Source organism: Pseudobacter sp., assembly GCF_051955275.1.
In the GTDB taxonomy this organism is placed as follows: domain Bacteria; phylum Bacteroidota; class Bacteroidia; order Chitinophagales; family Chitinophagaceae; genus Pseudobacter.
This window is the reverse complement of sequence record NZ_JBQCGW010000050.1, coordinates 23616-47568: the sequence shown is the minus strand read 5'-3', so window position 1 is coordinate 47568 and position 23953 is coordinate 23616. Positions and strand designations below refer to the sequence as shown.

Genomic DNA, 23953 nt, shown 5'->3' with positions numbered 1-23953 from the left:
GATCCTGCCATGCTGAAAGAAAACCGTTTCGATTTCATACTCACTGAACTTAAAAAGAAAAAGCAACTCACTTACGAATGGATTGCCAGCCAGCTGGATGTATCCGAGGATACCATCAGGAGGGATATTGAAACACTGTACAAGAATGGCCTCTTGTCAAAAGTACGCGGCGGTGCCATGTTACGCGCCAGGAACCCGCTTACCTTCCAGGACAGGAGTCATTACCTGAAGAAAGAAAAAGAAGTGATCGGACTGAAGGCGCAGCAATTCATCAAACCCGGTCTAACCATCTTCATGGATGGCGGCACCACCAATATGGCAATTGCCACATTGCTGCCCTCCGATCTCACAGCAAGGATCATCACCAATAATCAGGCGCTGGTGCCGGTGCTCTCGGGCTTCAGGAATATAGAACTGATAGTACTTGGAGGCAGATATGATCACACCGGTGCCACTACCTATGGGGCGAGTACCTGCAGGCAGGCTTCGGAATTTGTGGCAGATCTCTACTTTATGGGCACCTGTGCGGTGGACCCGGTGATCGGCGTCACGGGCGACGGGCAGCAGGATGTGGACCTGAAACGCATCATGATCAGCGCCTCCAACAGTGTGCTGGCCCTGGCCAATCACGAGCGCTTGTTAAGAAGGGAACCGTTCAAGGTCTGCGACCTGGATGTACTGGACACCATCATCACAGACCTCCAAAGTGAGCATAAGGACCTGGATGGTTTCCGCAAAACCGACATTCAAATTATCTGATAAAAAACGGACCATGAAAATAGAACATTTAGCACTCTGGGTAGAGAACCTGGAATTGATGAAAACCTTTTATGAACGGTATTTCGGGGCGAAGCCCAACCACAAATACCAGAACCCTCTTACGCATTTCGAATCGTACTTCCTCAGCTTCGATGGCGGTTCACGTATAGAACTGATGCGGAGGCCGGATGTGGCGCAGCGTCAGCACGACCATCTTTCACAACAGCAGGGTTTTGTACACCTGGCCATCAGCACCGGCAGTGAAGAGAAAGTGAATGCACTGGTGGAGACCCTCCGCGCCGATGGTCACAAGATCGTAGGCAATCCAAGGACCACCGGCGATGGTTATTATGAAGCTGTAGTGCTTGATCCGGAGGGCAATCTCATTGAAGTGACAGTCTGATCATTTCAGGCTGATCACAAATCCGTAGGCGTATTTCTTAGCCAGCAGGCGGAATTCATCATGCGGCAATGCGCCCCAGCTGTTATCACCTCCCACACCTCTCTGTGCAAGATCGATATGTACATGCACCTGGTTATCGGGAGGAAGGTCGGTAGGATGTTGTTGTTTCTTAGTGTAGCCCGGATCCAGGCTTTCCACCGAATGATTGGTGGCGCTGAAACAGACAGGTTGCAATCCTTCTATCATCACGCCATTACCTTGTTTGTCCAGCAATTGCATCCAGCGTGTATCTGTCTTGTAGCCACTTTCCTGCGGACGGATATAGCCTTTATAGAATTGCTCCTTCGCACTGCCATTGTACAATCCCACGAAGGATGCTGATTTCCGGTCGCTGTAATTTTCCCATGGCCCCCTGCCATAATACATCAGACTGTCGAACCTGCCGGGCATCCGGAATCGCATTCCAAACCTCGGAAGCTCCGGCAGATCACGACCAGTCATTTCAATGCTTACATTAACCGCAATGGACCCATCATTGCGGATAAGATAGCGAACTTCGTATGGAACGGCTATTGCAAGTTCAAAAGAAACGGTTATCAAAACACCGTCTTTATCCTGCTTGCCGACAGTAACTTTTTTCACAACGGGGTTTACATGTGCATTGCGCCAGATACCCAGTTTTTCCGGCATATCATTTCCGAAATCATTATCAGTTGGTGCCCGCCAGAAATAAGGCTCTGGAAACCCTCTCAACACAATATTGTTCCGGGCATAACGGGTGAATACTCCCCGCTGCCTGTTGAATTCTCCGGTAATATCACCTGCAGAAAACGTGAGCCTGTCTCCCTGTTCTGATACTGATAAATTCCCGGAAGTGGCTTCCTCTTTTGCAAAATAATCTCCGGCATATAGGAATTGCTCCCTGGCTATCTCATGACCTGCAGTCAGCAAACCTTTGGCCTGCCTGGTGTATGCAAAAACATTCAGGTAATATTCTGTTCCCGGCAATGACTTGAACATGGGAAGCTGTAACGCAATTTCCTTTATTGCATGCGGAGGCAGGGCCAGGTCAAATTTTCCGTCTTTTATCTTTTTACCGTTCTGCATCAGTTCCCAGGTAAAATCAAACTGACTGAGATCCGTAAAGTCGAATTCATTCCTGACAGTAAGTTTTCCATCTTTATAACTGAACAGCACCGGCTGATAACCTTTCTTCACCTCATAAGCACCGGGATCCGGTGTTCTGTCGGAGCTCAGTAGTCCATCCGCCACCCCATTCTCATCATGTTGCCAGTAGAAAGAGCCCAGGTCCCCGCCATATGCCCAGTAGGTATCACCATTGGCATTGGTGGCTTTCAATCCCTGGTCAACCCAGTCCCAGATGAATCCGCCCTGCATATGTTTACTGCTGCGGATAATATCCCAATAGGCCTGGAAATTTCCATTACCATTTCCCATGGCATGCGAGTACTCACACATGATATATGGGCGGCTGACATCCTTTCTGGCTGCATACTGCTTCATGCTTTCCATGGAAGGATACATGGGCGCAACGATATCCGTGTTCACATCTTCTCCAGCCTGTTCAAACATCACCGGCCTGCTTGCATCGCGGCCTTTGATCCATTTGTAGGCATCATGGAATACAGGCCCGTTACCGGCTTCATTGCCAAGGCTCCAGATGATGATGCTGGGATGGTTCTTATCTGTTTCCACCAGTCTGCGTTCACGATCCATATGCGCAGGCGCCCATTCCGGCAGGTATGCCGGGTGAATGGACTTATTGAAAGGGCCCTGCCATTCAGCGCCCATGGCATGCGTTTCAATATTGGCCTCGGCTACCACATAAAGGCCATACTGATCGCAGAGCTTGTACCAGAGCGGATCGTTGGGATAATGAGAAGTACGGACAGCATTGATATTGAATTCCTTCATCAGCCTGATATCCTTCAGCATCAGCTCACGGGAAGGTACATGTCCTTTTACATCGTCATGTTCATGACGGTTCACACCTTTTACATAAACAGGTACACCGTTCACGAGCAATTGAGCATTCTTTATTTCAACGGACCGGAAACCGATCTTTGCACCGGAGCAGGTAGTTTCATCTCCTGTTAGTTTTATGATGCAATCATACAAAGCCGGATTTTCCGCATTCCACTTTTCAGGAGCCGGGATCTTTGCATTGAAGCGAAGCAGCTGCAAGCTGTCTTTTATCTCAAATTTCCGTGACCGGGTCAGGATCGTTTTCCCGTTCTTATCGAGTATATCGATAGATACTATTCCTTTTTGAATATTGTTGCTGAATTTTCTCAGCAACAGTTCCGCATTGAACACGCCATCTTTATAAGCCGCATCCAGTCCGGATTTCAGAAAGAAATCCCACAAGGTTACAGTGGGCGTTGCAAAAAGAAAGACATCGCGTTCAATACCGCTCAGCCGCCAGAAGTCCTGGTCTTCCAGGTAACTGCCATCATGCCACCTGATCACCTGCACCGCCAGCAAATTCTTTCCTTTTTTCAGATAAGGAGTGATATTGAATTCAGCCGGGGACTTTGCTACTTTGCTCATGCCCACTTTCTGCCCGTTCACATACACCAGTGCATATCCAGAAATGGAACCGAAATGAAGGAATACCTGTTTATTATTCCAGTTATCCGGCACTTCAAATTCTTTTTGATAACTGCCTGTTGCATTATCTCCACCGATGAATGGCGGATTCTTTGGAAAGGGATAAATGATATTCGTGTAAATCGGAATGCCGAATCCTTCGATCTCCCAGTTGGATGGAACATTGATCTCTTTCCAACCGGAAACGTCCGCTTGTTCACTGTAAAAATCCCCTGGCCGCTCCGTATGCTTATCTGCATAATGGAATTTCCATTTTCCGTTGAGAGACTGGAAATATTCCGACCTGCTGTAATCATCACGCATCACATCGGCAGCGTTGCTGAACAACATGGCGCTGGCCCTTGGTTTTTCTTTATTCCAGTCTAATATCGAAGGGTTTTCCCATTCATTTCTTACGGGTTGTGCCTTGACAATGATCAAAGAGAAAGTGGAAAGAATAAGGAGTAGCAGTTGTTTCATCCGGTTCAGTATTTAATAAAGGTTAACTGACCATTACGAAGCAACTGATCGTATCTGTGCAATGCTTCGAGAAAATAATAATCAGCATACACTAAAGGTACATCTATTTCCGTCTGGTGGGGAATGCTTCCCACGCAATGCTTGATCATGAAGTTTCCATTTTCTCCGGGTTCCGCCCTGTAGGCGGGACTGGCAAGGGAATGCAACATTTTCACAGCAGCATCTCTATAAACTTTTCCTTTCTCCCCGGAATATGTGCTCAGTTCCAGCAAGCCGGATGCCGTGATAGCAGCGGCAGATGCGTCGCGCAGATCGATATTGGTACTGCAGGCAAAAGACCGGACTCCAGGCTTGTAGCCTTTCTGATGAATATTGAAATCCCAGTATGGCACTTTATCGGCAGGAAGGCTTTTTTGCTTCAGGTACCAGTTGGCCATTCCCTGTGCAGCCTTTAGGTAACGCGGGTCTTTGGTTTCGCGGTAGGTCATGGTATATCCGTAGATGGCCCATGCCTGTCCTCTTGCCCATGTGGAATTGTCAGCATACCCCTGTGCAGTTTCTTTAGCCTGCACCTTACCGGTTAAAGGATCGTAACAGATCACATGGTATGAACTGTAATCCTTTCTGAAATGATTGGCGAGTGTGGTATTGGCATGTGTGATGGCGGTGCGGTAGAAAGAACTGTCGCCCGTTACTTTGGTAGCGAAGAACAGCAATTCCAGGTTCATCATATTATCGATGATCACCGGGAAATTATAGACTGCATTACTGTCGTGCCAGGAGCGGAAATTATTCCATGACTTGATGCAGCCTGTCCGCGCATCGAAGCGGGTACTCAGGGAGCGTGCAGCCTGTACCAGGTGTTTCTTATATTCTTCATTGGCAGTGAGCCTGAAAGCATTGCCGAAGCTGCAATACATCATGAAGCCCAGATCATGGTGCTCCGTAAAATCCTTGAGAGGCTCCAGCTTTTCCGTCCAGCTGGTGGCTGCGCTGCGCATAGCGGTATCACGGGTGAACTCATAAGTATACCAGAGACTTCCGGGAAAGAAACCGGGCGTCCAGTCGTACATATAAGTGCCCACCATTTTACCATCGGCATTGGTAGTACGCGGAAAACTCTCGTTGCCCTTTGCTTCATGCAGCATCAGGTTTAGCTGCCTGTTGGCATATTCCAGGTTCTCCCGAACGAATGTTCTCTCATCACGCTCTTTGTTGAATGCAGACAACACGAGCAGGGCCAGCAATGACCCGGTAATCCATTTCATCATCAGATTCACTTTAAATATTTAGGATGGTTTTCTGAACACAATATGATGGCTTGCTTTTGTATGGCCCGGCCTCAGTTTGAACACCAGCCGGTGGATGAGTGGTGGCCAGCTTTCCAGCAGTTTTTTATCAGTGATCGGTATAGGTTCAATGACCAGTTCAAATTGGCCGGGGTTGAAGTCCATGAATATTTTCTCATCACCTGCTTTGAATTGCAATAAACCAGGTTTTACCAGTCCGGGTGATGCACTGGTGAGAAAATACAGCGCTGTATTTCCTTTATTGGTGCGTAATGTATAGTTATCAGAAATTGTGAACGACTGACCGCGCTTCAAAGTATACACCCTCTCCCATTTGCTCACTCCCGCCGTTTCAGGATATGCTGCTGCAATATCCGCTTTGAAAACAGCCGTTTTCTTTTTGTTCTCAAACGACACCTGCTTTGCAGCATACTGTTTCCCCTCCTTCTGTTCAACTCCGTTGATGAGTGGTACATTGTGGTAAGCCGAACGCATGGTCCAGATGGAATAACGCTCCGGCCCGAAAGTTTTTTTGTTGTAGGTCTCATTACCCAGATCGATCAGTAAAGGTTGTCCATTGTAATACAATACGCAGGTCCCTACATCATTGTGATTATGGCTCTCATCATTATGTCCGCCGAGCGCTGAAAAGTAGAATCCTTTACCTGATCCTTCCTGATCCCTTGCTACAGCAATGCCTGTTTCCTTCATCCATGCTGCTGCCAGGAATGGTTGTTGCGCCTTGCTTTCAAGGATCTCAGTGGCAGTAAATAGATTTCTGAAACCTCCGTACATATTGTCTACCGGCACTGATTTCTCCCAGTGCTGGTCCTTTGCCAGCCAGGCACCGAATTGCTGCATGCCTGTATCCTGCACTGCTTTTCCAAAATGCCAGATCAGGGAGGCGTCTGCTTTGATCCGCGCAGAAGCGTCGGCATAGTTGAGGTACCAGGAGCTGTCGATATACGCTTTACAGATATAGTTGCCGATATTCCTGATCAATGGTTTACTGAAGATGTTCACCTTACCGTCCGTGGCCAGTTGCAACAAGGACAGGTAATTGAACAACATACCACCTGCATGCGACCAGTATGCAGGTCCTTCTTCGCAGGCGCCATCTTCTTTGTAATAATTGATGAACTGGTCCACGGAGCGCATGGTCTTGTAAATCCCGTTCTTTCTTTTCTCTGCGTTTTCTTCCACCAGCAGGATAGTGGTGAGCATATTGTAATTGAGCCAGACGTTCCAGTTGTTCACCATTCTTTGTTTTCCGTCGAGTGCCATCCACCAGAAATCATTGCGTGTATAATAGGGTTCCAGGATACGGCGATTGATCTCCTGCCTGAGCCTGGCGGTTACCAGCTTGCTTTCCTTATCAAATTCATCTTTGAACAAATGGTAGGTCCAGGCCAGTACATTTACCGTGATCCCTGCGCCCAGTTCAATGACAGGCTCATTCACATCCGGCAATCCGGCTCCGGCGCGCTGCAGATTGAGACTGGCGGAGATGGACCAGCTGCTGATCTCAGACACTGCCCATACACCGTTGATGAGTTGCGGAATGAACCGGGCTTTACCTTCCGCCAGTTCTGCGAAAGCGAGTTTTTTGATAGCAGCCAGGTTCATATTGTACAGATCTTCCATCAGGTACCTGTTACCTGTTTTGATGTATTCCAGGTAAACGGTAGCGGGAACGGTCTGCCAGTTATAGTTCAGCGCGGATTCTCCGTCTTCGATCAATTTCTTTTTATACACAGGATCGATGGATTCCCATCTGGCCCGGTTCTTATACTCCGGGAATTGCCGGTTCAGATTGCCGATATTGATGCTGGCCGACACCTCTTCAGGGGAGAACGAGCCTGCCAGCCAGTTCCGTTGCGATTGAGCGGCACCGTTATGAGCAATAAGTAGCGCGGCAATAAGGAGTATAAAGCAAGAACGCATGTTAAAAATTTTCAGAGTGTGCCAGTCGCTCGCGGAGACGCGAGCGACTGGCGGCACCCGAAGTAAATATAAATCTACCAAAAAGGATTCTGACCCAGGTTAGGATTCAGGCCTGTTTCATTGGAAGGAAAAGGCCACCAATAGTCTCTCTTCACATCAAAGCTGCGCTTGGATGCATCCTGCACAATCACAAATCCATCGGCATCAACCGGGCTGGTTGGGATGAATGTGTGCTCCAGCGGGAACTTCTTAGATCCCTTGATAGCTTTAGGCAATTCGATTTCGGCCGTCTTCCAGCGGATCAGGTCCCAGTAACGGAACTCTCCTTCAAAAGCCAGCTCTACCCTTCTTTCCCTGCGGATCTCGTTGAGCATGTTCAGACCATTACTGGTAACAAAAGCATTGGTCAGCTTCGGCATATTCACCCGCGTACGGAGGAGGTTGATACTGTTCTCAAGTTCAATGTCTGTAATGCCACCGTTCAGCTCATACTTGAGTTCTGCATAGTTCAGCAGAATCTCTGCATAGCGGAAAACAATATGATGGTTGAAACTTTGCTGTGATGTCCAGTCCTGTGAAGTGGCGTACTTACGGATCTTGTATCCTGTAGGCGCCGTATTGAATGTGGGCACCCAGGGAGATGTGAAGCCCCATACACGTTTGTTGAAAACGGTCATGGCTATGCGCGGATCACGGTTGGTGAATTCTGCCATGGTACTGTCCTGGTTAGCCTGCATGGGTGATTGTCCCAGTGGCAATCCATCGCGGTACAGGTAAGCATCCATCATAGCTCTTGTGGCGGTCACCACACCTACATCCAGGTACTGGCGGGTATAGTTATGTTCGGAAATGCTGTTGGTTGCGCTTACGCCGTATAACCTGGCCAGGATATTCTCCCTGTTGGCAGCGCCATTTCCTGCATATTGAAAAAGATAGAAATAAGAACTGTCGGGCACCGCTGTATAGGTAAAAAGCTTATGCCAGTTAAGGTTCATCAGTTCTTCTGTAGCAGCCAGCGCAATGTTCAGGTGTTTTTGGGCATTGCCTAAAGAGTGGTATTTGTTCCTGGTTCCTTCAGTAAGGCCCATCCTTGATTTGAGGGCCCAGGCTGCATTCCTGGTGATACGGCCGTATTCTGCTGCTGGTAATGCAGAAGCCAGCGGAAGGCCTGCCACTGCAGAGTCCAGGTCTTTGTACATACTGTCGAGCACGATCTCCCGGTTGGTACGGTGCGGATAAGCGAGGGTATCGAATACATCAAAAGTGCGGAGCAGTAACGGTACATCGCCATATCTTTTCACCAGCTCGCTGTAACCAAAGGCGCGGAAGAAATAAGCTTCGGCCCTGTAGCGGCGCACGCGTGCGGCATCATCGGTGATGGTCCTGGATTTTTCCAGGATGGTATTTGACTTACGGATCAGTGCATAAGGAATATTGAAAGCATTGTCCGTTACGGGAGTGGTGCGGGTTCCGTCGCTGATGGGGTTGGGCGCGGAACCATATCCGTCGTCGGTCCAGATCGCATTCACATTATTGGTGATCACGGGGAGCGACTGATACAATTCATTACAGGCGAGGATGAGATCACCGGAAGATTTCCAGAAACCAGCATCTGTGAGGGTGGATTCAGGAACCAGGTCCAGCTTCCTGCTGCAGGCAGTAACGCCGGCCACCAAGGCTGCACCGATCAATATCTTATGGAAAGTTTTGTTCGTCATTTTTTCAGTTTTACTGATTTAGAAAGTCAGGTTAAGGCCAAAGGAAATAGTTCTGAAGAAGGGATACTGCCAGCTGGCGTTATCCGGAGTTTCAGGATCGAAAGCATTCTTCAGCCACATATTGTTGATCTCCCAGAGATCCTGACCGGCGAAGTAAACACGTGCATTGGTGAGCTTTGCCTTGCTGATGAGTTTGGCGGGAAGGTTATAACCTACCTGTATATTTTTGAGGCGGAGATAAGCGCCGTTCATGATCCAGTGTGATGAGCGCAATGTATTCTGCGCGCCACCGATGAACATACGTGGGAAACGGGCATTCTTGTTTTCAGGTGTCCAGTAATCCAGGTTGTAATCCATGGGTACGATCCAGCTGGAAGTGTAAGGATACAGCGTGGTGGGATCAACAAAGAGCTTACGCTGACCTACACCCTGGAACATGGCGGAGAAGTCGAAGCCTTTGTAAGTAAAACCCAGATCAAAACCATAGGTGTAACGGGGAGCGGAGTTACCGAGCTCAACCAGGTCACCATGGTCGCTGAGCCGGCCGAGGCCCGCATTGATCTTCTTATCACCGTTCACATCCACGTACTTGATATCCCCCATACCAACAGCAGCGCTGAATTTGGGGTGGTTAGCCACTTCATCTGCAGTCTGGAAATAACCATCGGCCTGGTAACCATACACGGTGTTGAGTGGTTTACCCTGGATATAAGCATTGATACCCGGGCTAATGGCAGACTGTCCGCCAAAGCTGATCAGTTCATTGGTATTGTCACTGATATTGGCATTGATGAAGTAAGAGAAGTCTTTACCTATTCTGTCTCTCCAGCCAATACTGAACTCCCATCCTTTGGTTTTCAGATCGCCGAGATTGTACTGTCCGGTCTGGATACCGATGCTGTTGGAAACCTGCAGGAGCACCAGCATGTCTTTATTCCTCTTCACAAAATAATCACCGGAAAGGTTCAGGCGGTTATTCAGCAAAGCAATGTCTGCACCGATATTGGAGGTAGTGATGATCTCCCATACTTTATCGGGAGAAGCGAGGCGGGCCTGTGAATAAGACCGGTTTCTCACACCATTGAATGGATAAGCTGCACCTGCAGCCATCTGCGTGATGTATTCATAGTTACCGAAATTAACTGCATCAGAGTTTCCGAGCTTACCCCAGGATCCGCGGATCTTGAATTCATCAAAGATGGGAGCAAAGGACTGAAACCAGCTTTCCTGACCGATTCTCCAACCGGCAGAAAGCGAAGGAAATCCATTCCAGCGGTTAACGGGTGCATTCTTGGAGCTACCGTCGTACCTGTAATTGGCTTCAAACAGGTATTTACCCTTGAAGGCATAGTTGAACCGGGTAAAATAAGATTCGAGTGCCCAGGTCTGAATATCTTCAGTAGCCTGCCATTGCAGCGGATCACCCGTATTCAATGTAAAGAAGTCATTGGTAGCCAGGTTGGCGGCCTTACCGATGGTCTGATTGATACGCTCATCTTCAAATGCATAACCACCCAGCACATGGAAATCGTGATCGTCTCCCAGGTTCCAGTTGTAATCAGCCGTCAGCTGCACGTTATTGGAGAAAATATTGTACTCCGTTTTGGTGTAGGAGTTGGGGTTGTTCATGTAACTGCCGATGCCGTTGATATTGTAGCGGGGAATGGTTCTCACTGCAGTACCGTTGGTACGTGTACCTAACCTGGGGCTGTACATGGCGGAGAGCGTCAGGCCTTTTACCAGGTCTTTTGCCTTCAGGGCGAACTGGGCATTGCCTTCATTCTCTTTGGTATCGCTGGCGCCTGCTTCTTTCAGTAATGCATAAGCGAAATTTCCGCTGTTGTCATTGATGTATTTATCCGTAGTGCCGGGGAAGAAGGTAGGATATAGGGTACGGGTTGTATATAAGTTGGAGAAGATACGGGCGTTACCTACGCTGGGCGCCAGAACATTGCTCTGGCGGAATGCCAGTTTGGTTTCAAAAGCAAATATTTTGGAGATGGCAAGGTTGTAGTTGAAACGGGCATTGATGCGGTCAGCCTGGTCGGGACCGAATTTGAAAACACCCTGCTGTTTGAAATACCCTAAAGACGCAAAGAAATTGTCTTTGGCGCCACCTCCGCGCATGGAGATATTATGGTCCCACTGGGGCGACTGATCGCGGAGCACCAGACTGGTCTGGTCAAGGTCATAGAAGTAAAGATAGTCGGCAGTATTATTGGGATTCACAATGTATTCCACATTGGGATCTTTCATCCATTCGATCTGCTCGGCCGTGTAACCAGCAGCCTGTCCGGCGTTGATGCGGCTTTCATTGGCCATCTGGGCTTCCTGCCAGCTATGCAGGCGACCGGGCACATTGGTGGGTTTATTGATTGCATATTTACCGGCATAGGAAACAGCGATCTTACCTGACGATCCTTTTTTGGTTGTCACCAGGATAACACCGCCTGCTGCTCTGGCACCGTAGATGGAAGCGGCAGCCGCATCTTTCAGCACACTGATATTTTCAATGTCATTAGGGTTTACCGCCAGCAGGCTTCCGGGTGCACCATCGATCAATACCAGTGGTGATACCGGGCTGAGAGAGGTGGCGCCTCTCATCTGCATGGCATATCCTTCGCTTCCGGGGGTACCATTTGATCTGGTAATGGTCAGACCTGGAGTAACACCCTGTAATGCCGCCATTGCATTGGCAACGGGGCGGTTCTCTATCTTCTTTTTATCGATAGTGCCAACAGCGCCGGTAAGGTTGGTCCTTTTCTGCGAGCCATAACCCACCACCACCACATCGGAGAGAGTGCCGGATTTAGGACTAAGCACTATGCTTACTGTAGTTTGAGCTGCCAGCAGCAGTTCCTTTGATTCATAACCGGCGCTGGAGAACTGGATGATGGCTCCGTTCGGAGCACTGATGGTGAATTCGCCGGCGTTGTTGGAGGTTGTTCCGCCGGTAACATTTTTTACGGTCACAGAAACTCCGGGGATGGGATTACCGGATTCATCGGTAACCTTTCCGGTCCTTTGTTGTGCCTGGGCAAAGAGGGGGAATGAAGCAATGATACAAGCTACCAAAAAGACAAGCCGTTTCAGCCTTAGACCCAAACAGGCAATGTGCAATCGCATCATAAAGCAGTCGTTTATTTTATATTAGTATTGGTACGCATGAACGGCGCAGTGGAACCATTCTGATGCGTGCTACAAATTCGCAAGCCTTTGGAAATACATAGAGGGAATATCTTAAAAGAAGAAGGGGAAAAATCTAAACACCCTGCATTTTGCTGATTCTCAATCAGGGTTTATGAATTTCCTCCCTCATCATGGCCGTTTATCCCCTGCTTCGATCCTTACCTCCGGCAATTTCTTTTTGAATACAGTGATACCATTATCGGTGATCATAGAATTCCAGCAGTAGACATTCTTCAATGTGGAGATGTTGGAAAGGATAAGGAGCCCCCGGTCATCTACCCTGGTATTGACGATATTGATATATTCGAGATATTGTAAATTCTTCAATGCTTCGATTCCATTACTGCTGACTTTCGTACCGGCCAGATTCAGCCTGACCAGTTTCCGGAGTTTCCCGATTCCGCCCATCGCCTCATCGGTAATGGCTGTGTTATCCAAACGCAACCACACGATATGATCTGCCAGTGGCGCCAGCAGTGATACCATATTATTATCGAATCCTGTGAAATTAATGCAACTGACTTCCAGCAAATGTTTCTGTTGTGCTACGGGCGATACGATGATCCCCTTGCTGACCAATTGATCTATGATTTTCTGATCAGGCGCGGGAGGAGTTTCTTCAAAAACGGTTGAAAGGGATTCACGGACCACAGTATCTGCCGTCTTCACTCCTGCAAAGGATTTCAGCAAAGGCATTACGAGTGAATCTGGCTGCAGTTCCTTCACTCTCTTTTTGGTATCCGCACCAGCATTGATCCACCAGGTGATCAATTGTATTTCTTCTTTGCTCAGCTGGGGCTGATCCTTCGGTGGCATCCGTTTATCATCTTCCATGGGAAGCGATAATCTTTTCACCAGTTCACTGCCGGCAGCATTACCGGGCAGAATGATGGTGCCATGCTTGCCTCCTTTAAAGAGCAGCGCTTCTTCATCCATCCGCAATGAGCCTTTCACTTTTTTAGAGCTGTGGCAGCTGTAACATTTTTCGCTGAGTATGGGTTGTACGATCTCTTTGTACAGATAAGCTTCATTGATATCCGTGACAGGTTTCCTTCCGGTCAAAGAATCCTGCTTCGCTTCAATACCCAACCAGCCGGCAACGGGTTGTGGCATTCCTGCCGTGAGATAATCTTCACCATGGGTCATATTACCGCCAAGGTGACCGGTGATCATCAGCAACAGGAATAACAACATCAATACAAACCGGTAAACTTTCGGAACAGCTGCTTTCTTCTTCATCAGCCAGGCGAGACCGGCAATAGCGGCCACACCAATTCCCATCCACTGGTGCCAGCCGAGTGTATTCGTTTCATAACCTCCCTCCTGCCCCAGGAACCAGCCGAGAACGCAGGCCAGTATGGCGCTGAAGAATCCAGCGATCAGAGATATTTCAATGGAGTGCTTGAGTATAGCGGATGCATTTTGTTTCCAGGCAACCAGTTCCAGGATAAATGACACAAAGAGGATCCCGATCGGCAGGTGTACGATCACAGGGTGAAAATGTCCGAGGTATTGCATCCATTCAGCAGCAGTAAGCAGTATCAATCAGTCCCGGTTTAGAGGATTAACAATCGTTCCAAATATCAGACCCTTTCGAGTTTGATGGGGTATGTTCCATCCGCCATCCACTGGCAGATGTACAGGTTCTTATCATCATCAACACAAACATCATGACAATGTTTGAATACCGGCGAATCCTGCACCATCAGCTGCAGCTCGCCTTTTTTATACACAGGTTTTGTTCCCCCGGGATTACTCACCACTCTGTTCTCTTTATCCAGGATGGTAACGAACCCGGAATTCAAAGTGAGCATATGGTGCTTCAACGCGGAATAACAAACGCCCGAGTAAATATTATCTCCATCAATTACGGGCCTGCTCATATAAGCGCCGGGCAGATGGATGCTATCGATATATTGTCCATCCAGGATGAATCGCTTGAAGCAGTTCTTCACCCTGTCTGTACAGATCAGCACGGGGTTGGCCGGATCACGGTTATCCAGCGCCACCCCATGCGCCTGTTTGAATTTATCGTCTTTGATGAAACTGTCTCCACCAAATTTCCTGATGAATTCTCCTTTGGAACTGTACTGCAGAATATACTGCGAGCCGTAACCATCCGCCACATAGATATCTCCATTAGGCCCGATGGCTGTTTCAGTAGGCAGGAATTTATCACAGTCCTTGTACTGGCCGATGAATTTCGGATGTTTGATGGTCAGCAATACCCTGCCATCCATGGTAGTTTTGTATACTTCCTGCAGATCATAATCTGTGATGTAAAGGAATTCCTCTCCGCCCTCATTGTGCAGGGTGAGACCATGACCACCGGGGAACTGATGTCCCCAGCTATCCAGCAGTCTGCCGCTCTTATCGTAAATGAGAATATTGTTCCTGGTTTCATTGGTGATCATGATCAGCCGCTTCTTACTGTCCATCACCATTTCATGGCAATCCTTTACGGGGTAGCGGTTCTTATCCAGCATTCCCCATTCCCTGTTCACGCGGTATCTGAAATCACCATGACCAATTATTTCGCCTTTGCGGTCCTGCGCTTTCACGATATTGAATACCGGGGGTATTGCCAATGCTACGCCGGCGCCGATCGTATTCCGGATAAAATTTCTTCTCTTCATATCAGGCTAATAAACCGTGCACCACTTCCCCCGCTACATCGGTGAGGCGGTACCTGCGGCCCTGGCTTTTGTAAGTGAATTTCTCATGATCGATGCCCATCAGGTGCAACATGGTTGCCTGGAAATCGTGCACATGCACTTTGTTCTCTACGATATTATGTGCAAAATCATCAGTAGCTCCGTATACCAGTCCGCTCTTCACGCCACCGCCCGCCATCCAGATGGAATAAGCACCTGGGTGATGGTCTCTTCCGAATTCTTCCTGCGTGAGCTTACCCTGACAGAAACTGGTTCTTCCAAACTCACCTCCCCAGATCACGAGGGTATCATCCAGCAGTCCGCGCTGTTTCAGATCCTTTACCAGTGCGGCGGAAGCCTGATCGGTCTGGTGGGTGGCCTTTCTGATACCACTGGATAATTTACCATGATGGTCCCACCCGAGGTGATACAATTGAATAAAGCGGACATCTTTCTCCGCCAGTCTTCTTGCCATCAGGCAATTATACGCATAACTGCCGGGCACTTTCACATCAGGGCCATACATATCCAGGATATGCTGCGGTTCATTGCTGAGGTCCGCAATTTCCGGAACGGCCATCTGCATGCGATAAGCCATTTCGTATTGATTGAGGCGGCTGTCGATCTCAGGATCTTTCCATTTATCTTTCTGCAGGAGGTTGAACTCACGGATGAAATTCAATGCTCTTCTTCTGTCTAACTTTTCAATACCATCGGGTGAAGAGAGATACAGTACGGGATCCTTCCCACTCATGAATTGTACTCCCTGGTGGTGCGATGGCAGGAAGCCATTGCTCCATGCGAGATTACTGATCGGCTGATCGCCACCACCTTTTGAGATGAGCACGATGAAGGAAGGAAGATTATTATTGAGACTGCCCAGTCCGTAACTGATCCATGATCCGATGCTGGGGCGGCCGCTGAGCTGATTTCCGGTTTGCGTGAAGATCACTGCTGGCTCATGATTGATCTGCTCCGTGAACATACTTTTTACAACAGTGATATCATCTGCAATGCCGGCAGTGTGCGGAATAAGGTCACTGAAATAACCGCCACCCGCTCCGTATTGATTGAAACTGGCAGCAGGCGCAGCCAGCGGAAATCCATTCTGGTTGCTGGTCATACCGCTCACACGTGCATTGCCCAATACACTGGCAGGGATTTCCTGTCCATGCATTTCATACAGTTTCGGCTTGTAATCGAACAATTCCATCTGCGAAGGGCCTCCACTCTGAAAGAGATAGATCACGCGTTTGGCTTTGGGAATGAAATGCGGATTCACCAGTGGCTGGTTCTCATCTGCAATACCGGCAGCACTGAGCGCCTGCTTCATGGCTTTATCATTCTTATTGCCGCAGCCAAGCAGACCGGCCAATGCGATACTGCCCAATCCCAGACCTGATCCGCGCAGGAATTCCCGGCGGCTCTGATCGTACATCGCTTTTTGTAAATCGTCCATACAGGATCTTTTTATATTACTTCCTTGTAATGAATTCGTCTGTATTCAGCAACGCCATCACTACATTCACATAGGCTGCAGTTTCAGGCGCTCCGGATTTCAATGTTATTTGAGCATGGCCTACAGCCAGTAATTTCTGAGCCTTGGCCGGATACTTTTTAAAATTCTCCAGTTCTTCATTATACATTTTCAGCAGTAATGCTTTCTCCTGATCTCCGGGCTTGCGGCCGGTCACCAGTCTGAAACCATACACCAGCTGATCGGCAGCAGTGGCGCCGCCTTCTTTCATCATTCTTGCCGAAACAAATTTTGAGGCTTCAATGAAGGTAGGATCATTCATCATGGCCAACGCCTGCAACGGAGAATTGGAAACTGTTCTTTTCACGGTACAGAAATTCCTGTCGGGCGCATCGAAGATCAGCATGAAAGGCGGAGGGCTGGAGCGTTTTACGATGGTGTAAATACTTCTCCTGAACAGGTCCTCTCCTTCCGATTCTTTGTACACGTATCTCCAGGATTTATCACTGAGCGCTTCCCATAATCCTGCAGGCTGGTATGGATACACACTTGGCCCGCCGATCTTTGAAGAGAGCAGTCCGCTGATGGATAAGGCATTGTCGCGTATCATTTCCGCCGGCATCTTGTAGCGGCTGCTGCGTGCGAGCAGAATATTATGAGGATCCTTCTCCTGTAACAAAGGACTGATCACTGATTGCTGGCGATAGGTAGCGCTCATCAGGATGAACTTCTGCATCTTCTTCGTATCCCATCCTTCTTCCCTGTATTTGATAGCGAGATAATCCAGCAGTTCAGGATGTGAAGGCATTTCGCCCTGGTTACCGAAATCATCGGAGGTCTTCACCAGTCCTCTTCCGAAATACATTTCCCAGATATGGTTCACGGCTATCCGTGAAGTAAGTGGGTTTTCGGGAAGGAAGAGCCAGCGCGACAAGCCCAGTCTGTTCTTCGGCAGGTTTTCCGGGAAAGGCAGTACGGAGGCCGGGGTGCCGGGTTTCACTTCATCGCCGTAACTATCATACACACCCCTCAGCAATACATGTGTTTTTCTTGGCGCAGGCAGATCTCCCATCACCATTACTTCACGCGTGGAATCGTAGAGATCGGCCAGTGCTTTACGTGCTACCTGTAAATTCTCTTTATCAGGATCAGCCGCTTTCTTCTGCTGGCTGAAAACCGCACCGGGATGGGCATACAGCCAGGCCGCTTCTTCCGGTGTCATGGCCTGGTCCAGCATGCAGAACTGATCTATCTTTCCGCCTTTCATGGTCCGCTCCAGTGTTCTGGCGCCGAAGGACAGTCCGGTGAATTCATAGATCTTATGAATATTGTGGTGCGAACGGATATTCTTTTTGAGGTTATCGAACTCAACCCTGGTTTGAACCTGCTTTCCATCGATAAACAATTGCACACCTTTGGCGCTGCTGCTGCCATCATAGCTCACGGCAACGTGGTGCCATTTGTTTGAATCCAGCTTCTGTACGGATTCCACACTGATAGCGTCATGCGGAAAAGCATGCATCAGCCGGAAATTGAGTTTGTTTTCTTTCAGCACCAGGTCATAGCCCTGGAAGCCGTAACGGCGGGGATCACTCTGGTGCAGTACGGCCACATCATCGAACTTTTTCGGAACATTCAGCCAGAGACTGAAAGAGAAAGGCTGGTATCTTTCATAATAACCAACCGTGTAAGGAGGAAAATGCACCAGGGTTTCTTCTCCCAGTTCCAGCGCACTGCCGGACACACCGGCTACCGTTACGGTCTGTGCTGCTCTGAGTTCCGCAGGTGTAGCTCCTTGCACGGTATTCCGGAATGCGGATACGGTTTTGTTATTCTTATCCGGGAAACGCAGTTTCTCTACTTTATCGAAACTGAGAGAAGCAACTATTTTCTGATTGATAGATACTTCCGGTAGTGCTGCCACCCTGGGTTTGATATGAGATTCGAGGCTGCTGATCCATCGTTTGATGCTATCGATCTTCATATCGGTCTGCGGAGAACTGAGCAGGAGCGTTGGGCCGGGTACGATACTATTATCACCGCTGAAATTGGGACTACCCAATTCAAAAGTGCTGTTGAAAAATGCGTAAAGTGAAAAATATTCTTTCTGACTGATGGGATCGTATTTGTGATCATGGCATTTGGCACAGCTTACGGTGAGGCCCATCAGGGCGGTGCCTAATGTATTGGTTCGATCCACCACGTATTCCACGCGGAATTCTTCCGGCAGGATGCCTGCTTCTGAATTCTGTTTCTGATTGCGGTTGAAACCTGTTGCCAGGATCTGTTCTTTGGTGGCATTGGGCAGCAGGTCGCCGGCCAGCTGCCAGCTGATGAACTGATCATAAGGGAGGTTGCTGTTGTAGGCCTTGATCACCCAGTCGCGCCAGGCACTGGCATCCCGGTGCTTGTCATCCAGGTAACCATGACTGTCTGCGAACCTGGCCACATCCAGCCACCAGGCAGCCATCCTTTCTCCGTAACGCGGGGATTGCAGGAAATGGTCCACCATTTTCTCATATGCATCGGGCTTATTATCCTGAACAAAGGCATTGATCTCCTCGATGGTGGGTGGCAGTCCGGTAATATCAAAGGCCACGCGACGGATCAGTGTTTCTTTATCGGCTTCGGCAGAAGGAGTCAGTCCTTCTTTTTCAAGCCTTGCCAGTACAAAACGATCGATCTCATTCTTCACCCATTCTTTTTGTTTTACTTCAGGGAGTTTCTTTTTTTCAGGCGCAACAAAGGCCCAGTGAGGTTTGTACTTCGCGCCCTGGTCGATCCATTTCAGGAGGGTTGCCTTTTCTTCAGTTGTGAGGCTAAGGTGTGATGACGGTGTGGGCATCATATAATCCCTATCGGAACTGAGGATACGGTGCGCCATTTCACTGTTGGCGATACTGCCGGCATCGATGGCAAAGAGACCACTCTCTGCTTTTTTGGAATAGGCCGCATCTGCCAGATCGAGACGCAGATCACCTTTTTGTTTGGCGGCATCCGGTCCATGGCAACTGAAACATTTATCGGAGAGGATTCTTTTAACGTGAAGATTGTAGTCGAGTTCATCAGGCAATGTGGCCATCACCGCCTCCACCTCTTCAGGAATATCGAGGGAAGCTTTCCCCATCCATTTCCCGATGGCGAGCACAAGCAGGAAGAGCCCACTGCCTGTAATAATGGCTTTGTTCAATCGCATTTTCATTTTGGTAATATTTGTGCCGGGGCACGCTGATCCCTTACACTACAAATATGGAATTCAATATCCGAATATAAGGGGGATAATCTTAAATATCTGGTGGGATTTCCTTAAAAGCCGCTCCCCGTTGCAGTTTCATCTCTATATTTATGTCATCTGCTTAAAACGGTATCTGTACCATCATGCGACTGCTTCCATTCCATATCATCCGGTCACTCATTTTCCTGTTGCTCTGGCAAACCGGGCTTCGCGCCCAGCAGCCTGCCTTCCATCATCTCACGGTGGAGAACGGCCTTTCGCAGAATGCGGTGCTCGCCATCGGGCAGGATCATCCGGGCTTTATCTGGGCAGGCACTTCCAATGGCTTGAACCGGTACGACGGAAACCGCTTCAGGGTATACCAGTACCGCGCCAATGACAGCACTACCCTCAGCAGCAATAATATTCTTTCCGTACTGAGCGATTCCCGGAAAAATCTCTGGGTAGGAACTTACGCAGGGCTCAATAAATACCTGCCTGATAGCGACCGTTTCAAAAGAATGCAGCTTCCTTCCCAGGCCCCACTCAATATTTACAGTATTTATGAGGATAAAAAAGGAAAGATCTGGGCAGGAACCAACGCTGGGCTTTACCTCATCAGTACTACGGACAATGAACAGCCTGAGCTGGTGGATTTTGCAGGAACGGGCAATGCTGCCTCCTGGGGAGTACGTTCCATCCTGGAAGACCGCAGTGGAAATTTCTGGATAGGTACCACGGCCGGCCTCTTCCGTATCAGTAAATCCGGCAATCAGAAAGACATTCAGGTTTTCAAACATATTCCCACTGATGCTTCTTCCATCAGCAGCGATTTCATCACTGCCATCGAAGAGGACCGCCAGGGCAGGATCTGGGTCGGCACCCATACCAACGGCCTCAACCGGTTCGACAATAAAACAGGAAAGTTCACCAGGTTCCTGCACCAACCGGGCACCAACAGCATCATCCACAATAATATCCGCAAACTGCTGGTGGATAAGGACAGCCGCCTCTGGGTAGGCACCCAGGAAGGGATCAGCATCTTAAATGAAGAAGGCAACCTGCTCAACTCCTATCAGCAGGACGACAATAACCCCGAAAGCATCAGCCAGAACAGTGTGTACAGTCTCTATGAAGACAATGCAGGCAATATCTGGGTGGGTACTTATTTCGGAGGGCTCAACTATACCTGGGCCGTGAATACTCCGTTCAGTATCCTCCGGAAAAAAGACCAGCCTTTCTTCCTCAACAACAATGTGATCAGCAGCATCGTGGAGGATGAAAAGAAAAATCTCTGGATCGGAACGGAAGGTGGTGGCCTCAATTACTACGACAGGACCAATGGCAGGATCAGGAATTTCAAGCACAATCCCGGCGATGCCCGCTCTCTGGGGAGCAACCTGGTGAAAGTAGTGTACCGCGACTGGCAGGGCAAGATCTGGGCAGGTACCCACGGGGGCGGCCTTAACCTTTTTGATCCTGAGAAAAATGAATTCAGGAAATTTCTATTTGACCAGAATGATGCGGTGCTGCTCAACCAGGAAGTGGTAGGTATCTATGAAGATAGTAAAGGAAGATTCTGGGTAGGCACCACTTTCGGCATCAAGCTCTTCAATAAAGTGCCGCAGGGACTGGAACCCGTCAACAATGCCATAACTGCACAGGCCCCTTTCAAGGCCACTGCGAATGCATTTTTTGAAGATGACAAACACCGGCTCTGGGTGGCTACCACCGATGGATTGTACCTGCTGGAAGGAGAACAGTTCCGCAAGGTTTCTTCAGACCTCGTGAATTGCATTCAGCAGAACAGGCAATCACAGATCTGGGTGGGGATCCAACAGGGAGGCCTGGCCAGTTATGATGAACAAACGGGTAAACTCACTTACTACAATCAACCCGAAAAGATCGGTAACCGGAATATCCTCGGCATCCTGGAAGACAACCAGCAGAACCTCTGGCTCAGCAGCGATAAAGGTCTGCTCAAATTCAATCCCCGTCAGGATCTCCTGCAGATCTTCACCGTGAGTGATGGTATTGCAGGCAATGCCTTCAACAATAATTCTTATTACCGCGACAGCCATGGAGAATTTTTCTTTGGCGGTTTCAATGGCATCACGCATTTCTTCCCGGAGAAGATACAAAGCAACCAGAAAGCAGGCAGGATTGTGATCACAGGTATCAGGCTGTTGAATACAGTTGTAGAACCTGGTGATGCTACCGGCATCCTGAAAGAGAATATCACCGGCACAGCAGACATCACGCTCAGGCATAACCAGGATGTACTCACGCTTGAATTTGCTTTACTCAATTTCATCAAGAGTAATAAGAACAGTTATGCATACAAGCTGGAAGGATATGATAAGGACTGGCTCTATACCAATACGGCCAGCGCGGGTTACACCAATCTGCCTCCGGGCAATTATAATTTCCTGGTGAAGGGAGCCAACAACGATGGTGTATGGAGCGATCCTATCAGTTTCAAAGTAACGGTACTGCCTCCGTTCTGGCTTACCTGGTGGGCTTATTGCCTGTATATCCTGGCTGTTGGCGGTGTGGTATTCTTAGTGCTTCGTTACTTCCTGCTCGGCGCTCTGCTGAAAAAAGAAGAAGAATTACACCAGGTAAAACTCAATTTCTTTACCAATATCTCTCATGAGATCAGAACACACCTGACGCTCATCATGGCGCCGGTGGAAAGGATGCTGGACTCGGATGATACCAGCAGTTTCTTCCGGCAGCAGCTCAACTCAGTAAGGCAGAATGGAAACAGGTTATTGAAACTGGTGAGTGAATTAATGGATTTCCGTAAAGCGGAAACAGGAAATCTACGACTGATCGTTCAGGAACAGGAACTGATCCCTTTCCTGGAAGAAGTGTACAACAGCTTCCGTGACATCTGCATACAGAAGAAAATTTCCACCTCTCTCCTCTTCGATGGAGATTCAATCCCGCTTTGGTTCGATGCGGAGCAACTGGAAAAAGTATTCTTCAATCTCATGACCAATGCCATCAAGTTCACACCGGAAAACGGACATATTTGGGTAGAGATAAAAGAGAACAACAAAGAAGTGATCATTTCCATTACGGATGATGGCAGAGGCATTGCTCCTGAATACCTGGATAAAGTATTCACCAACTTTTTCCAGGTGGACGATCATGGACTGCAGAACACCGGCTACGGTATTGGCCTGGCCTTGTCCAGGAATATCGTTCAACTGCATAAAGGGTCAATAGTGGCCGAGAGCGATACCGATGCCGCCACGGGCAGCAACCGCACCAGTTTCATCGTTACCCTGCTTAAAGGCAATAAGCATTTCAGCCAGGAATTGCTCAAAGATGCAAGGGTATTGCATCCGGATGAAGAAGCGGCGAAACAACCCGCCAATAAAACAGAGCAACTGTTGCATCAGCCATCCGGCAAGGCAGGTATCCTTATTGTGGAAGACAATCCGGAGCTCCGGAATATGATCAGGGAAACTTTTTCGCCTCACTATTATGTATGGGAAGCAGGCAACGGGGAAGATGGACTTGATATCGCTACCACTCAATTGCCAGACCTCATCATCAGTGATGTGATGATGCCGAAGATGGATGGTATTGAATTCTGCCACCGCCTCAAAACAGATGAACGAACCAGCCATATCCCTGTGATCCTGCTGACAGCCAAAAGTACACAAACAGACCAGGTGACGGGGCTGGAAACGGGCGCAGACATGTATCTCACCAAGCCATTCAGCAACCGGATCCTAGAACTTAATGTCCGGAACCTGCTGGCAGCCAGGGAAAGGCTGAGACAATTATTCCTGCAGCAGGTGAGCACGCATTCAGCTGCCCCGGTAGTGGAAGAAGAAAAGATCAGTGTGCTCAACCCGGTGGAACAGGAGTTCCTGCAACGTGTGATCCAGATTGTGGAAGAGAATATGGATCATCCTGATTTCGGGGTGGACATGCTCAGCCGGAAAGTGGCTATGAGCGCACCCATCCTGTACAAGAAGATCAAGGCGGTGAGCAAGATGTCAGTGAATGATTTCGTAAAATCGCTGCGACTGAAAAAAGCGGCACAGCTCTTACAGGAAAAACAAATGACCGTCTATGAAGTGGCGTTTGCCGTGGGATATAACGACCGGAAATATTTCAGCCAGGAATTCAAGAAGCAGTTCGGCAAAACACCCAGTGAGTATGCACAGGGCCAAAAAGAAGACACACAATTATAAGA

General features: G+C 48.7%; 12 protein-coding genes. 3 read left to right on the top strand and 9 right to left on the bottom strand.

All coding sequences use genetic code 11. The annotated features are described in order from the left end of the window. Positions 1-9 precede the first annotated feature (9 nt). On the top strand, positions 10-759 hold the full coding sequence (locus tag ACTHMC_RS05090) for a DeoR/GlpR family DNA-binding transcription regulator (protein WP_440411417.1): 750 nt from the start codon (positions 10-12) through the stop codon (positions 757-759). Positions 760-772: 13 nt separating this feature from the next. Next, positions 773-1162 carry a VOC family protein gene (locus tag ACTHMC_RS05085; protein WP_440411415.1) on the top strand — a complete coding sequence of 130 codons (390 nt, stop codon included), beginning with the start codon at positions 773-775 and terminating at the stop codon, positions 1160-1162. Here the strand turns inward: ACTHMC_RS05085 and ACTHMC_RS05080 are convergent, their stop codons facing one another. The 9 genes from ACTHMC_RS05080 to ACTHMC_RS05040 form a co-directional block, all read right to left on the bottom strand. Further along, positions 1163-4252, bottom strand: a complete 3090-nt coding sequence (locus ACTHMC_RS05080) for a glycoside hydrolase family 2 TIM barrel-domain containing protein (protein ID WP_440411413.1) — start codon at positions 4250-4252, stop codon at positions 1163-1165. Between the two features lie 5 nt (positions 4253-4257). Continuing rightward, the gene (locus ACTHMC_RS05075; RefSeq protein ID WP_440411411.1) at positions 4258-5523 is read right to left on the bottom strand and encodes a glycoside hydrolase family 88 protein; all 1266 of its coding nucleotides are present in this window, start codon (positions 5521-5523) and stop codon (positions 4258-4260) included. Positions 5524-5541: 18 nt separating this feature from the next. Then, entirely contained in the window at positions 5542-7485 is a 1944-nt protein-coding gene (locus tag ACTHMC_RS05070; RefSeq protein WP_440411410.1) for a heparinase II/III domain-containing protein, read from the bottom strand. Positions 7486-7559: 74 nt separating this feature from the next. After that, on the bottom strand, positions 7560-9203 hold the full coding sequence (locus tag ACTHMC_RS05065; RefSeq protein ID WP_440411408.1) for a RagB/SusD family nutrient uptake outer membrane protein: 1644 nt from the start codon (positions 9201-9203) through the stop codon (positions 7560-7562). Positions 9204-9221: 18 nt separating this feature from the next. After that, the gene (locus tag ACTHMC_RS05060; protein WP_440411406.1) at positions 9222-12278 is read right to left on the bottom strand and encodes a SusC/RagA family TonB-linked outer membrane protein; all 3057 of its coding nucleotides are present in this window, start codon (positions 12276-12278) and stop codon (positions 9222-9224) included. A gap of 243 nt (positions 12279-12521) precedes the next feature. Continuing rightward, positions 12522-13937, bottom strand: a complete 1416-nt coding sequence (locus ACTHMC_RS05055; protein ID WP_440411404.1) for a c-type cytochrome domain-containing protein — start codon at positions 13935-13937, stop codon at positions 12522-12524. A gap of 38 nt (positions 13938-13975) precedes the next feature. After that, positions 13976-15028, bottom strand: a complete 1053-nt coding sequence (locus ACTHMC_RS05050) for a 6-bladed beta-propeller (protein ID WP_440411402.1) — start codon at positions 15026-15028, stop codon at positions 13976-13978. 1 nt (position 15029) lies between these two features. After that, positions 15030-16505: a DUF1501 domain-containing protein gene (locus ACTHMC_RS05045; protein ID WP_440411400.1), complete on the bottom strand. Its 1476-nt coding sequence runs from the start codon at positions 16503-16505 to the stop codon at positions 15030-15032. Positions 16506-16521: 16 nt separating this feature from the next. After that, the gene (locus tag ACTHMC_RS05040) at positions 16522-19719 is read right to left on the bottom strand and encodes a DUF1553 domain-containing protein (RefSeq protein WP_440411398.1); all 3198 of its coding nucleotides are present in this window, start codon (positions 19717-19719) and stop codon (positions 16522-16524) included. 182 nt (positions 19720-19901) lie between these two features. Between ACTHMC_RS05040 and ACTHMC_RS05035 the strand changes: the two genes are divergently transcribed. Next, positions 19902-23951 carry a two-component regulator propeller domain-containing protein gene (locus tag ACTHMC_RS05035; protein WP_440411397.1) on the top strand — a complete coding sequence of 1350 codons (4050 nt, stop codon included), beginning with the start codon at positions 19902-19904 and terminating at the stop codon, positions 23949-23951. Positions 23952-23953 lie beyond the last annotated feature (2 nt).

What these genes read in the sequence shown, in the direction of transcription:
- ACTHMC_RS05090 (WP_440411417.1), top strand. Translation starts at nt 10, where the DNA reads ATGCTGAAAGAAAACCGTTTCGATTTCATACTCACTGAACTTAAAAAG.
- ACTHMC_RS05085 (WP_440411415.1), top strand. Translation starts at nt 773, where the DNA reads ATGAAAATAGAACATTTAGCACTCTGGGTAGAGAACCTGGAATTGATG.
- ACTHMC_RS05080 (WP_440411413.1), bottom strand. Translation starts at nt 4,252, where the DNA reads ATGAAACAACTGCTACTCCTTATTCTTTCCACTTTCTCTTTGATCATT.
- ACTHMC_RS05075 (WP_440411411.1), bottom strand. Translation starts at nt 5,523, where the DNA reads ATGATGAAATGGATTACCGGGTCATTGCTGGCCCTGCTCGTGTTGTCT.
- ACTHMC_RS05070 (WP_440411410.1), bottom strand. Translation starts at nt 7,485, where the DNA reads ATGCGTTCTTGCTTTATACTCCTTATTGCCGCGCTACTTATTGCTCAT.
- ACTHMC_RS05065 (WP_440411408.1), bottom strand. Translation starts at nt 9,203, where the DNA reads ATGACGAACAAAACTTTCCATAAGATATTGATCGGTGCAGCCTTGGTG.
- ACTHMC_RS05050 (WP_440411402.1), bottom strand. Translation starts at nt 15,028, where the DNA reads ATGAAGAGAAGAAATTTTATCCGGAATACGATCGGCGCCGGCGTAGCA.
- ACTHMC_RS05045 (WP_440411400.1), bottom strand. Translation starts at nt 16,505, where the DNA reads ATGGACGATTTACAAAAAGCGATGTACGATCAGAGCCGCCGGGAATTC.
- ACTHMC_RS05040 (WP_440411398.1), bottom strand. Translation starts at nt 19,719, where the DNA reads ATGCGATTGAACAAAGCCATTATTACAGGCAGTGGGCTCTTCCTGCTT.
- ACTHMC_RS05035 (WP_440411397.1), top strand. Translation starts at nt 19,902, where the DNA reads ATGCGACTGCTTCCATTCCATATCATCCGGTCACTCATTTTCCTGTTG.